Source organism: Nostoc sp., from assembly GCF_036917195.1.
GTDB lineage: Bacteria > Cyanobacteriota > Cyanobacteriia > Cyanobacteriales > Nostocaceae > Nostoc.
On the sequence record NZ_JBALDG010000086.1, the window covers coordinates 24,030 to 36,774 of the forward strand.

Sequence of the window (12,745 nt, forward strand, 5' to 3'; positions counted from 1 at the left end):
GTTTACTATCTTACTAAGACAAGCATCTCAGTTTTCCAAAAATCTCTTTTAAAAAATCCGAAAAGTAGCAACTTAAGTTTGGAGATTAAGTATACACATACCAAAATGAGATGCACTCATTGCTAAGTCATGGTAAATACAAATTTAAAACTGAGATTTAAACCTGTTTCTCACAGTTGGGTTGCTCTTCATCCACAGCCTAAAGGGGTAATTCAATTTATTGCAGGGGCTTTTTTTGGTACATTTGGCCCCATGCTTTTCTATCGCTATCTGCTTCAATCTCTATTTGAGCAGGGATATACAATTATTCTTTTGCCGTTTAATTTTAGTTTTAACCATTATGTAGAAGCTAGTTTTCTGATGAGAGAGCAGTATGAAATTCTGCCAGAGCTTGTGAGGATGGCAAGTGTTGAGGGATATGATTATGAAGCCTATCTAGATGATAAAAACTTTTCTTGGATTGGACATAGCCTTGGCTGTAAATATATCTCCCTATTAGAAGGATTTACTGCTTTGCCAGATGATCGTAAAAATAGGCAAAAGTTTATTCGGAATCTGCTATCTCATACTTCGGATGAGTCACATATAGAAAGTGTCATTGCAGACATTGACATTCTCTTTAAGCAGCTTAAACAAAAAATTGTAGAAGTTCAAAACCTAATTTGTACTTATGTAGGTCGAAAAATTACAATTAACAGTGTCTTTATTAAGGGGCAAGTTTCTATCCTCTTAGCACCTGATATTAGTGATACAGCCAGCGCAATCCGTCCTCAATTTTTAGCGGATATCATCGATAATCTTGGCTGGGGTGTAAAACCGACCCCTGAAGAAACCCATAGCTTAATCAAGGATAGTAAGCTATTTAATATCATGGGTTTAGTCTCTTTTCAGTCTGATGATATTGCTAAATCAACCTGTCAATGGTTTACTAATACTCTTGGTAAACCACCAAAAAAATTATTGAAAAATTTAGAGGGCGGACACTTAAAACCTTTAGGTATTCAAGTAGGTAAGTATGTTGTTAATTTATTTGATAAACCTTTGATTGAATTAGTTAAAGAGCGAAATAGAAGATTTGAGCATTATGTAATTCAATTACTTAAGGAACTGAAACAAGAATCACCAAAAAAAGTACTGCAAGTCTCAAAATCATTTACTAAATAGTGTCAGGTTAGATAGCCAAGAACCCCACCCCGCTAAAGCTATGCTTTGTCTCCCCTAAAAGCATAGTTTTCAAACATTTTCTCACACCCTTCCAACTCCATCATCCAAAACTGCCGACTTGAGCCGACTGACAAAACAAAGTGCGATCGCTCAGGCTATTGGGCATAGAGATAAAAATAAAGGTATAAAAACATGCTTAATTCTATCAGCCCAGTTACAGAAGACTTAGCAGGTCAAAGCTATCCCAGCCCTCACTACCTTCAAACACAGCGCCGTATTCGTTCGCTCATAGACAAATATCTTGCGGTTGAAAAACTACATGATCATCTGCAAGATTTACCGATACAGTTTGCTAACCCCCAACCGCGTCCCTGGAAACCCATCGACTGGCAAACAATTAACCGCAATCAAATTATCGGCTTAGACGCAGAGGTATTTTTATCTATATTGATAGGTGCGATCAATACAGAAGCCCCGATTCGCGGCTATACCCAAACAAGTCGGCAGTATTTGGAAAAATTGCATCCTCAAATGGCTCGGTTTGTTGGTGGAACAGTCGGTGAAGATGGCGAACTGCTGGAACTTGGTTTGTGGGAAAAGGAAGAACGTCAGCATACACCAGGATTAATCAAAGTCTACACCCAATTAACAGGCGAGAAAATTACCCCAAAACTTCGTACTGTTAGAAGCTATCTCCCCACAGGTGACGCTGATGAAGACCTATATCGCCACGGCTTACACAGGATTGCCACAGAATACGGTGCTACCTGTCTTTATATTTGGCTGATGGCTCACACCACTGGCGCACTCCAGGATGTTCTAGAGGAATTAGCACAGGATGAAATCAACCACATGACTAAATTTTGGGGGTTTGGAGTCTGGACTTTCCCTGATACTGGGTTGATACGAATTGGACGCACGCTGATCAAAACGCGATCGCAAAACTATCAGCGCAATAACCTGATGCGTACCCTACGGCGGATGATGGCTACCCTCAACTGGAATGCTTGGTCATTGACCAACAAAACAACTCTCCTTTACACCTTCACCTATACAATGCGTCGTCTGTGGAGTTGGAATAATAGCTTGACATCAGAGTATTTGCAAGATTTATTTGGAATTACTCATTAGTACAGGACTAGATTTTAATAGAGAAGCATTTTATCAGGCTTTGTTGAGCTACCAAGGACGCGATCGCCGTTTTAGTCAAGTTAAAGCTTCATTGTCAGCGTAGTGTACTAAACACCAGACATTTCCTCAAAATTAAACCGGATTTTGCCATCAGGGATAAAGTAAAAGCACCCACATTACCAGGATGGTATATGAGCGCTAATAAATGAAAACATTATTGAGGATAATCTATCTGCTATGACAGACCGAAGTAACTATCAGAATAACAGGCAGTGGGTAAATAAACTGCAAGGGTAGTTACAAATGTTTTGTTAAAAATACTACTTCCCGTAAATGCGATGCTTGACTTAGCCAAAATCCAATCGATTGCTCAATCCTATTCTCCTCAAGAACTCTTTGCTGCTTTGGTTTGGCAGCGAGCGTCGGTTCAATGAGTTTAATGGCGAACAAGTAATTACTGACCTTTCCAACCACAGGAATTTATGGGCAAGCTTTCTGTTCACAAAACCAATCTTTGCACCAGATGAAAACGGTTTAAGCTTTGGTGGTATGGTCGATACCCTTCTTGCAATGGCAAACTATCGTCCCATGCCTGAAACCAGCATCATTCATTTCATTGCTTATCCTGCCGATACCTTATACATTCTTACAGAGAACCAAGACATAAAAGTGTCAGAGCTTTTAGATTTGGGCAAAAAGTGGCGAGCTGACTCAGTAGAGGTAAGTGATGGCACGAATGAAGATTATGGTTTGCGGCTTAAGCGCCGACTGAGAACTAGATTGGAAGGGGGGCTATCGGGTGAAGATGTTCACCAGGATTGTGATGCAGTTATTATTACCTATTGGTGGGATTAAATTCTTGAAAGTTATTTCCACCGTTTTCCCCCCGATCTTAGCCTGCGCCCAAATCGATCAGCGATCGCAGTCTCTTAATTTTTTTTAAGTAAATTATTTTTTCTTAGCTATTGAGCCAAGGATTTCGGCTCAATACCTCTATTCCTTATCACAAAATCAGACTTATGTAAATTATTATTTTGTCAATATAGCAATCCTATTTTATATTTGAACAGAGAAAATTTGAAAGGCTTATGAATCAAGCATTTTACGTAATGCATTGTTCAAAAACCATTTAGGATTGCTATCGTAATTATAGAAACTATCAATATGATGTATTGTTAATTCTTTCCCAAAATAGTATTTACTAGAATTTAATACTTGCGATATAAACTGATGTTTTGGTAAGTTAATTCAGAAAAAATCCTGATATCCAAAATTTAAAGTTAACAAGACTCTCTTGCTAAATCTACTTTAAATTTACTTATCAATCCATTTTAAAATCGCAATAAATTTTTCCACTATTTTATAGGTGTTGGGAGTGATCATGGCAAAATATCTACTAGCTTTTGCTAGTGGGATGGGATTTTTATGTTTAATTGTCGGGTTATTACCTGTGCAAGCCCTTCCTAGTTTAGAAATTGCAGAAAAAAATGTAGTTGTTAATCAAGATGACGGCAGCTATGAAAAGAATTATTCTCATCAAAGCAATTTAGCAAAAAATATCTCCAGTAAATTGCTGATAGCTAATGAAACTCAAAAAAATTTACCCTCAGTCAATCAACAGCAAAAAATTCAAGATATAAAAGTAGATTCTGCTATTAACTTGTGGCAGCCAATCATACCACAACCTGAAAGTTCATCTTCACCCTCATACAAACTTGCACAAGTAACATCCGTATCGCAATTGTCTGATGTACAGCCGAATGATTGGGCTTTTCAGGCACTCCAATCTTTAGTCGAGCGCTATGGTTGTATCGCAGGTTATCCCAATCAAACCTATCGCGGTAATCGGGCGATGACCCGCTATGAATTTGCTGCTGGCTTAAATGCTTGTTTAGACCGAATCAACGAACTGATTGCGACTGCAACTGGTGATTTGGTCAACAAAGGAGATTTAGCCACGTTGCAGAAACTACAAGAACAATTTGCCGCGGAATTGGCAACATTGCGGGGTCGAGTAGATGCTGTAGAAGCTCGCACAGCAGAACTAGAAGCAAATCGGTTTTCTACTACAACCAAACTCAGTGGAGAGGCAATAATTGCTGGTGTTGGTGCTAGTGGTGGCGCTGCTAATCAGGGTGATCCGAACATCATCCTAGTCAATAGAGTGCGGTTAAATCTCACCACTAGCTTTACTGGTAAAGATTCATTAATTACTGGATTGCAAGCCTATAACTTTTTAGGTGGAGCCGATGGACAGGGTAGCCTGCAACAAAGTTTAGGATTAGCTTCGCCACTTTTAAGTGCAAGTAGCGCTCGTACCAGTTTTGAGCCGCAATTTCCGGGGTTAAATGTCAATACTTTGTCGGGTGTTGGCGCAAACAGTGTTCAGGTTTACAAATTACTGTATGTCTTTCCCGTCGCTAATAAATTAACCTTGTTTGCGGGAACTGCGGCAGAGACATCAGATGCTTTCCCAGTAATTACGCCTTTTTATGGTGAAGGACAAGAGTCAATTTCTCGTTTTGGCAACTTGAATCCTGTGCTACGGGTTTCTGGTGGTACTTCGGGTACAGGTTTAGCATCGGCGGCGGGATTTATTTTTAACATTTCGCCAAATTTTGATTTAAGAGCTTTATACGGCAGTGTAAATGCCAATTTACCTGAAAAATCTGCGGCTGAAGCAGTACCAGGAGTTTCTACTACACCTTTGGGAGCAGGTTTATTTAGTGGTAGTAGTATTATTGCCACACAGTTAACCTTCAAGCCAAGTCCTGCTCTGGATATTGGTTTAAACTATGCCCATAGTTATCACGAAATCAATATTTTGGCTACAGGATTAGTTAGTAGTGATATCGGTGCTTTATCAGGGGTTGCAGTTGGAACACCGCTCACACTCAACTCTGTTGGCGGTACGGTAACATGGCGATTGTCTCCCAAAATAGCATTATCTGGCTACGGTGCAGCAATATTTGCTGATGCTGCTTCCAATAACGTGGATGCTTCCACCACCTTTACAAGTTGGATGGCGGGAATTCACTTCAGAGATTTATTCAAGTCAGGAAACACTGCTGGGATTCTTTTTGGTCAGCCGCTTTTTCGTAGTAATACTGGTGGTTCTGCTCAACTTACGCCTACAGGCGACAATCGGGCGACTCCTTACCATTTAGAAGCCTATTACCGCCTTCAAGTTAGCGATAATATCAGCATTACCCCTGGTGCGTTTGTTCTGTTTAACCCAGAAGGGAACAGCAATAATGACACTACGACTGTAGGTGTACTTCGGACTACTTTTACATTTTAAGAGATTGGGAGTAGGCAGTCATAATCCCCCAATTTTTTGGGGGATTTTGTAGATATCGCCTTACAGATAACCTAATTGGTTCTTTTGCCTGGGTTACCAGTTTTATTTGAAAGTTGGTACTTTTGTATAACCCGCTCAATCTGCCAAGTTACTGCATTTATTCTGTGTTTAACCTTATCAAAATCAATATTCGCCCAGATATAGGCTTTGTCAAGTCTTTCTTGCTTATAATTCATATATTGCTTTTATTGTCAAGATATTTTTTTATATCTATACAATATAGTGATATTAATTTCTAAACTACTTTTTCTAGACGTATAAGTAAATATGCCTAATATTTCCTTAAGGTTTTATCTGCTAGCAGCTTAATCAAACAGTGTAGGGGCGCATGGCTAGCTGTGCGCCCCTACATCGGATTACTATCTACTGAAAGAGACGCAACATTTCGCGCCTCTAAGAACCAAAATCCAAATTGTAAGTCTTAGCTTAAATCTTTGTTTGTAGATATTGCACCAATTGCGGTGCTTGCATCACTCCTTCTATCCGCTCCACAGGCTGACCCTGCTTAAATAGTACTAGAGTTGGTAGAGCGGAAATTTCATACTTACTGGCCAAATCTGTGTATTTTTCTGTATCTATTTTGACAATCTGCAAGCGCTCTTTGAGTTGAGCATTGACTTGCTCTAAAATTGGCACCATCATTTGACATGGGCCACACCAGTCAGCGTAAAAATCTACTAATACAGGTACATCAGAAGCAGACAGCATCTCTTCAAAACTGTTAAATTGCTTTTTAGTTGCCATATGACACACACCGATTTTCAATTGTTTGTTTCAATCGTAATTCTTAGAAAATAAAATCGGTATAGATTCATGGGTTTTTGTTAGTAAAGGATTAGATTAATCAATATAGACTGATTTGCCAGGCAAAAATCTTAAATAATTATAATAAAATTCATATATTGTTTGCGTTTGTGAATATGCATTAGATATGTATTTAAACCTATCCTGACCAACCAAATAATTATACAGACGTTCACCAGAGTGATGTTTACGACGGGTGTAGCTGCAACACTTCCTAGTTTATCCTATTAGACGATGTTTACGACTGGCTATGACGCTCGTTCGCCCTTGGCGTCTCCCCTTGGGAGAAGACTCGCTAACGCTTCGCTATCGGCGTCGCAGCTACAATTAAATCAACAATTTAAGTTATTCATCCATTAATAGACAAATAACTATAGATATTTAATTATAGTAAAACGTTAATTTGTGTTAATCGAGTTATATCTAGCTAAAAACGACATAGAACTTTATCTATTTATTATCTATTAACTATCTCAATTACATCATGCTAGCAAGATTGTCACCCCGCAAGAGTTAGATTTTTATCCAGACAATATTCAGATGTTCCCCAAATCACCATAAGATAATTAGCGCGATATTTCTAAGATTGAGGAACATTAAATGACACTATTACAAGATAAAGTCGCAATTGTCACAGGTGCTTCACGAGGAATTGGCCGAGCGATCGCAATTGAATTAGCCACACAGGGAGCAATCGCAATTGTCAATTATACCAGTTCGAGTGCAGCTGCCGAGGCAGTTGTTACAGAAATTACAGATGCGGGAGGTCAAGCGATCGCTATCCAAGCTGACGTTTCTAAAAGTGATCAAGTAGACGCACTAGTTAACGCCGTCATGGAAAAGTTCAGTCGCGTGGATATCTTAGTCAACAACGCAGGTATTACCCGCGACACACTACTTTTGCGTTTAAAGCCAGAAGATTGGCAAGCTGTAATAGACCTTAACCTAACTGGTGTTTTCTTATGTACACGCACCGTCAGTAAAATCATGCTCAAACAGCGATCGGGGCGAATTATCAACATTACTTCCGTTGCTGGGCAAATTGGCAACCCAGGTCAGTCAAACTATAGTGCCGCCAAAGCAGGTGTAATCGGCTTCACTAAAAGCGTTGCCAAAGAACTTGCTACTCGCGGCATCACTGTCAACGCTGTCGCCCCTGGATTCATCACCACCGACATGACCAGTAATCTCAACAACTCCGAAGATGTTCTGAAATATATTCCACTCGGTCGCTTTGGTCAGCCCGAAGAAGTTGCTGGGATGGTGCGCTTTCTTGCTGCCGATCCCGCAGCCGCCTACATCACCGGGCAAGTCTTTAACGTAGATGGCGGCATGGTCATGGTCTAAGTAGAGACGCGATTCATTGCGTCTACAACAATTTTTAGAGACGTGATTCATCGCGTCTACAGCAATTTTCGTAGGGTGTGTTACGCTTTCGGCGTAACGCACCGATTTGATTTCAGGTAGTCCACTCTTGTAAATCAAGTTTTGAACTTCTAAATCAAGTTTTCAACTTCTAAATCGAGTTTTGAGCTTCTAAATCGAGTTTTCAACTTCTAAATCAAGTTTTTAACTTCTAAATCGAGTTTTCAACTTTTAAATTAACTTCACGCCTCGTAAACCTCTTATTATCAACGAATTTTGGCAAATATACCTGCATTTATCCTTTAGGCTAAAGTCCAGATGCAGGATAAACGCTACAGATTTTAAAGCTATTAAACAGTGTTGGGACTGGGCAGGCGATTGTCCTTGATGAAGTGCTGCGATCGCCTAAACCTTTGTCAATAAATATGGCTTAATGCGATTAATTTTCAGTTTATTGATAATATTTTAGCCTTATTGACATGAGGCGTTTGCTTTCTTAGTGCCATTCGATTTCAGATATCTTAGTAAGGTCTCGGCGTAAAGTTTGGGATCGCGCAGATACATCAGGGGGCTACCATGTAAAACCTTAGTGATAGAATGCCCAACAAGTCGGGCAGTGTGCTCAATAAAAGGCACGAACATGGCGTCTTCCATTGCCCACATAAGTAAAGTCGGAACCGAGATAAGTGGTAAACGGCTGGCTTCATCGTACCTCAAGACTGCTTCTATCCCCTCGTAGGTGCGCTCTTGCCGAGACATCACTTCTTGGAAATAGATTTCAAAGCATTCAGGGGGTTCACCAACACATAGTGATTTTATCCGTTGCCAATTGGCGCTATAGTGGCTCCCATCCTCTTTTACCTCTGGTGGCCCATAAAAGAATGGTGATTGGCGTAAATCTTGGCGTGCTGCTGAGTCTTTCCAACGAGGCATTCCAAAAAGTACCAGCTTTTTAATTCTACTTGGACAAATAACCGCAGCTTCGCAAGCAATTGCAGCTCCAGTGCTGTTACCCACCAGGTAAAAATCTTCAATTTTAAGTGTGTCCAGTACCTCAAATAAATCTGTAGCATATTGCGGAATAGTCCATTGAGTGGGTGGATTTTCTGACTCGCCTTGACCGGGAGTATCTAGCGCAATTACTCGAAAATCGGGAGCTAGCAGCGGCATAACTCTAATAAAACTACGAGAAGAAAAGTAAGTTTTGTGCGTGAGTACCAGTGCCGAACCACTGCCAGCCGTCCGGTAATGCACTTGACCCCACGACCTATCCACAAAGCCTCTTTTAATTTTGATTGCCTGTTCTTGAATCATCTTCTATTTTGGCCTTTGAACTAGTTTTGGACTGGTTGTATATGGCATTTGATGGTGGATTAAGCGATCACTTAACCCACCCTACAAAGAGCTACAAAACATTAATCAGCGCACTTGATTGTCTTGCTTCACCCAACCTTTGAGACAAACAGGCTGAAAAAACTTAGAACAATCATCTTCGCCTACATGAAAACAGACTCCATTTTTTATTGTTTATTTCAAACTTTTCCCAGTGCTTTTTTTGAATTAATCAATCTGCAATCATCAGAAGCAAATGCATATAATTTCGCTTCAGTAGAATTGAAACAAACAGCATTTCGTATCGATGGAGTCTTTCTTTCTGTTGCTGATACTAACAGTCACCCAATTTATTTTGTTGAAGTTAAATGCCCACCCTACAAGCAACTAGGGCTGTTGGCGTATTCTTTGCCAGACAGTAAAGCCCAAAAGAATGATAATGCTACTGGCAGTAGTCAGGATCACAGCTAAACTCATACCTTGTATTCTCATCGCCAGCAAGTTGAAAACTAAGGTAATTGACCAAAGCGTGAATGCAGCATGGCGCTGGGAGAGTCCCCAAGCAAGTAAACTGTGGTGCAGGTGGTCTTTGCCAGGAGTACTCAGAGGGTTATTTCCTGCTAGTAACCGCCGCACAAATACTTGAGTGGTGTCTAGCACTGGTAACAACAGAAATAAAACCGTAGGAATCAGCGCATAAACTGTGTTTTGTTGCAGTTTGCCTAAAATACTAGTTGCTGCCAGTACATAGCCGAAAAAGTATGCTCCAGCATCACCCATAATAATTCGTGATGGATGGAAGTTATGGCGCAAAAAGCCTAGTGCTGCACCCCCCAAGGCTGCAAGTACCAAGATTGCTGCCGCCCGATTGTTAAATTGGGCTGCAACCCCCAACAAACTCATGGCGGTAATAAAGCTGATTCCTCCTGCCAAGCCATCCATACCATCCATCAAATTGATGGCGTTAGTAATTCCTACTACCCATAGTACTGTTAGCGACATCGACAGGAGCGAGTCGATGGGTGTGCCAAATAGAACTTTAACACTGATACCATTAGCAACTAGTAACAGGGCCGTGACAATTTGCGCCCACAATCGAACAGAGGGCGGTAAGCCGAACTGATCATCGATAAAGCCCACAAGGACTAATATCGAACCCCCCAGCAGAATAGTCAGCACCTGAGCCAATACGTTTTGGAGTTCGATAGGTCGTAAAAGGCTAGCTAATACCAGCGCGGCAATCACACCCGCGTAGATAGCTAGCCCCCCTGCATTGGGTAAAGGTTCTCGGTTGAGTCGCCGTGCGTTGGGTTGGTCAGCCCAACCTACGCGCAAGGCGAATTTGCGGATTGTCGGAATTAAACGCCAAGTTACAAGACAAGCCAAGAGGAATGTAAATACTACCGCCAACCAGCCGGTGCCGCTAGGGTCGGCAATACCAAGGGACTTAAGGGAGTTGTCTAGATTCATCTCCCAATTCAAGCATTACTGCCAGTATCTAATATGAGCATCACCTGTATATTAATCAATTTTTTTTATTTCCATTTGTAAATTGAGCCAGTTGGGAGATTAGCACTCTTGCCGTGTGAGTGCTAAATTGTCTAATGGAAGCGCTAGAGAAATAAAACATGGCGAAAATTATTGCATTTGACGAGGAATCACGGCGATCTCTAGAAAGGGGTGTTAACGCCCTTGCAGATGCCGTAAAAATCACCTTGGGGCCCAAAGGTCGCAATGTCCTTTTAGAGAAAAAATTTGGCGCACCCCAAATTGTCAATGATGGTATCACTGTTGCCAAGGAAATTGAATTAGAAGATCCTTTGGAAAATACTGGTGCAAGACTCATCCAGGAAGTAGCCTCAAAAACTAAAGATGTCGCTGGAGATGGCACCACCACTGCCACAGTTTTGGCCCAAGCCTTGATTCGGGAAGGTTTGAAGAACGTCGCGGCGGGTAGTAACCCAGTTAGCTTGAAGCGCGGGATCGACAAAACTATTGAAGCACTGGTAAAAGAAATTACCAAGGTAGCCAAGCCAGTAGAAGGAAGTGCGATCGCTCAAGTTGCCACTGTCTCAGCTGGTAATGATGAAGAAGTTGGCGAAATGTTAGCCCAAGCAATGGAAAAAGTCACCAAAGATGGTGTAATTACCGTTGAAGAATCTAAATCCCTGACAACTGAACTAGAAGTAGTTGAGGGGATGCAGATTGACAGGGGCTATATTTCTCCCTACTTCGTCACTAACAATGAGCGGCAAATCGTAGAATTTGAAAACGCCCGGATCTTGGTTACTGACAAAAAAATCAGCAGCATCCAGGATTTAGTACCAGTGTTGGAAAAAGTCGCCCGTTCTGGTCAGCCCTTGCTGATCATCGCTGAAGATGTGGAAGGGGACGCTTTGGCAACTTTGGTGGTGAACAAAGCGCGGGGTGTACTTACTGTAGCTGCGATCAAAGCACCTGGGTTTGGCGATCGCCGCAAAGCTTTGTTAGAAGATATTGCTATTCTCACCGATGGACAGTTGATTTCTGAAGAAATCGGCTTAAGTTTGGATACCGCTTCTTTAGAAGCGCTGGGAACTGCTCGCAAAATCACTATTGACAAAGAAAGCACCACCATTGTAGCTGGCAGTGTCACCAAGCCAGAGGTACAAAAGCGGATTGGTCAAATTCGCAGGCAGTTAGAAGAAACCGATTCTGACTACGATAAAGAAAAACTGCAAGAACGGATCGCCAAACTCGCTGGCGGTGTGGCAGTGATTAAAGTGGGTGCGGCAACCGAAACCGAACTCAAAGATCGCAAACTGCGAATTGAAGACGCGCTCAACGCTACTAAAGCCGCTGTGGAAGAAGGTATTGTTCCTGGTGGTGGAACGACCCTAATTCACTTAGCCAAGACGGTAGAAACGATTAAAAACAGCCTAGAAGACGAAGAAGAAAAAATTGGGGCTGATATTGTCGGACGAGCGCTAGAAGCCCCCTTGCGCCAAATAGCAGAGAACGCTGGTGCTGAAGGTTCTGTGATTGTCTCTAGAGTCCGCGATGGCGACTTGAACATTGGCTACAACGCCGCTACCGGTGATTTTGAAGACTTGATCGCTGCTGGTATTATCGACCCTGCCAAAGTTGTGCGTTCAGCTTTGCAAAATGCTGGTTCCATTGCTGGTTTGGTTTTAACCACCGAAGCGATCGTTGTTGAAAAGCCCGAGAAGAAATCCGCTGCTCCTGCCCCTGATATGGGCGGTATGGGCGGTATGGGCGGCATGGGTGGCATGGGCGGTATGGGCGGCATGGGCGGCATGTTCTAACTTCTGCTCACCCAGATAAATATTTTTTAAGCAGTTTGTCTTATTAAGGCAAACTGTTTTTTATCGCATTGCTGATTTAGAGGCGATATGTTATCTGTATTGCTGGGAAGTCGCTGGACATAAATAAATATAATCATTAGGGTTGCTTAATCTCAAAATAACTGTCTTTGGATTAATTTTTGTAAAATTACTAGCAAAAGCTGAAATAAATCATAACGCTTCTTCTATAACTAGTCAGTTATTTTTACGACTGACAAATGACAAATTACTAATAACTATTAGG

At 41.5% G+C, this 12,745-nt stretch carries 10 protein-coding genes and 2 pseudogenes; 8 read left to right on the forward strand and 4 right to left on the reverse strand.

The features are described from left to right. Positions 1 to 129: 129 nt before the first annotated feature. From V7K40_RS29890 to V7K40_RS29910, 5 genes and pseudogenes are all read left to right on the forward strand, one after another. Complete coding sequence (locus V7K40_RS29890) at positions 130 to 1,164, forward strand: DUF1350 family protein (RefSeq protein WP_334966239.1); 1,035 nt, start codon at positions 130 to 132, stop codon at positions 1,162 to 1,164. Positions 1,165 to 1,356: 192 nt separating this feature from the next. Next, a complete protein-coding gene (locus V7K40_RS29895; RefSeq protein WP_334966241.1) occupies positions 1,357 to 2,295 on the forward strand; it encodes a ferritin-like domain-containing protein in 939 nt (312 codons plus the stop codon). Between the two features lie 10 nt (positions 2,296 to 2,305). Then, positions 2,306 to 2,398: pseudogene (locus V7K40_RS29900) on the forward strand (isoprenyl transferase); the annotation flags it as partial. Between the two features lie 263 nt (positions 2,399 to 2,661). Further along, the gene (locus tag V7K40_RS29905) at positions 2,662 to 3,150 is read left to right on the forward strand and encodes a hypothetical protein (RefSeq protein WP_334966243.1); all 489 of its coding nucleotides are present in this window, start codon (positions 2,662 to 2,664) and stop codon (positions 3,148 to 3,150) included. Positions 3,151 to 3,676: 526 nt separating this feature from the next. Then, positions 3,677 to 5,596: an iron uptake porin gene (locus V7K40_RS29910; protein ID WP_334966245.1), complete on the forward strand. Its 1,920-nt coding sequence runs from the start codon at positions 3,677 to 3,679 to the stop codon at positions 5,594 to 5,596. A gap of 71 nt (positions 5,597 to 5,667) precedes the next feature. Here the strand turns inward: V7K40_RS29910 and V7K40_RS29915 are convergent, their stop codons facing one another. Together V7K40_RS29915 and trxA are read right to left on the reverse strand one after the other, a co-directional pair. After that, positions 5,668 to 5,832, reverse strand: a complete 165-nt coding sequence (locus tag V7K40_RS29915; RefSeq protein ID WP_334966247.1) for a hypothetical protein — start codon at positions 5,830 to 5,832, stop codon at positions 5,668 to 5,670. 250 nt (positions 5,833 to 6,082) lie between these two features. Next, positions 6,083 to 6,400 (reverse strand): thioredoxin, encoded by a 318-nt coding sequence (gene trxA / locus V7K40_RS29920; protein ID WP_334966249.1) that lies wholly within the window; start codon positions 6,398 to 6,400, stop codon positions 6,083 to 6,085. A 660-nt stretch (positions 6,401 to 7,060) separates the two neighbouring features. Between trxA and fabG the strand changes: the two genes are divergently transcribed. Further along, on the forward strand, positions 7,061 to 7,807 hold the full coding sequence (gene fabG / locus V7K40_RS29925) for a 3-oxoacyl-[acyl-carrier-protein] reductase (protein ID WP_334966251.1): 747 nt from the start codon (positions 7,061 to 7,063) through the stop codon (positions 7,805 to 7,807). Positions 7,808 to 8,296: 489 nt separating this feature from the next. Here fabG and V7K40_RS29930 read toward each other — a convergent pair whose 3' ends face one another. Next, a complete protein-coding gene (locus V7K40_RS29930; RefSeq protein ID WP_334966253.1) occupies positions 8,297 to 9,139 on the reverse strand; it encodes an alpha/beta hydrolase in 843 nt (280 codons plus the stop codon). Positions 9,140 to 9,325: 186 nt separating this feature from the next. On the opposite strand from V7K40_RS29930, the pseudogene V7K40_RS29935 reads away from it, so the two are divergent. Next, positions 9,326 to 9,526 (forward strand): annotated as a pseudogene (locus tag V7K40_RS29935) (DUF2887 domain-containing protein); the annotation flags it as partial. 18 nt (positions 9,527 to 9,544) lie between these two features. Here V7K40_RS29935 and V7K40_RS29940 read toward each other — a convergent pair. Next, positions 9,545 to 10,627, reverse strand: coding sequence for an MraY family glycosyltransferase (locus tag V7K40_RS29940; RefSeq protein WP_334966255.1), 1,083 nt, complete (start codon positions 10,625 to 10,627; stop codon positions 9,545 to 9,547). 158 nt (positions 10,628 to 10,785) lie between these two features. Between V7K40_RS29940 and groL the strand changes: the two genes are divergently transcribed. After that, entirely contained in the window at positions 10,786 to 12,462 is a 1,677-nt protein-coding gene (groL, locus tag V7K40_RS29945; protein WP_334966258.1) for a chaperonin GroEL, read from the forward strand. Positions 12,463 to 12,745 lie beyond the last annotated feature (283 nt).

What these genes read in the sequence shown, in the direction of transcription:
- V7K40_RS29890 (WP_334966239.1), top strand. Translation starts at nt 130, where the DNA reads ATGGTAAATACAAATTTAAAACTGAGATTTAAACCTGTTTCTCACAGT.
- V7K40_RS29895 (WP_334966241.1), top strand. Translation starts at nt 1,357, where the DNA reads ATGCTTAATTCTATCAGCCCAGTTACAGAAGACTTAGCAGGTCAAAGC.
- V7K40_RS29910 (WP_334966245.1), top strand. Translation starts at nt 3,677, where the DNA reads ATGGCAAAATATCTACTAGCTTTTGCTAGTGGGATGGGATTTTTATGT.
- V7K40_RS29915 (WP_334966247.1), bottom strand. Translation starts at nt 5,832, where the DNA reads ATGAATTATAAGCAAGAAAGACTTGACAAAGCCTATATCTGGGCGAAT.
- trxA (WP_334966249.1), bottom strand. Translation starts at nt 6,400, where the DNA reads ATGGCAACTAAAAAGCAATTTAACAGTTTTGAAGAGATGCTGTCTGCT.
- fabG (WP_334966251.1), top strand. Translation starts at nt 7,061, where the DNA reads ATGACACTATTACAAGATAAAGTCGCAATTGTCACAGGTGCTTCACGA.
- V7K40_RS29930 (WP_334966253.1), bottom strand. Translation starts at nt 9,139, where the DNA reads ATGATTCAAGAACAGGCAATCAAAATTAAAAGAGGCTTTGTGGATAGG.
- V7K40_RS29940 (WP_334966255.1), bottom strand. Translation starts at nt 10,627, where the DNA reads ATGAATCTAGACAACTCCCTTAAGTCCCTTGGTATTGCCGACCCTAGC.
- groL (WP_334966258.1), top strand. Translation starts at nt 10,786, where the DNA reads ATGGCGAAAATTATTGCATTTGACGAGGAATCACGGCGATCTCTAGAA.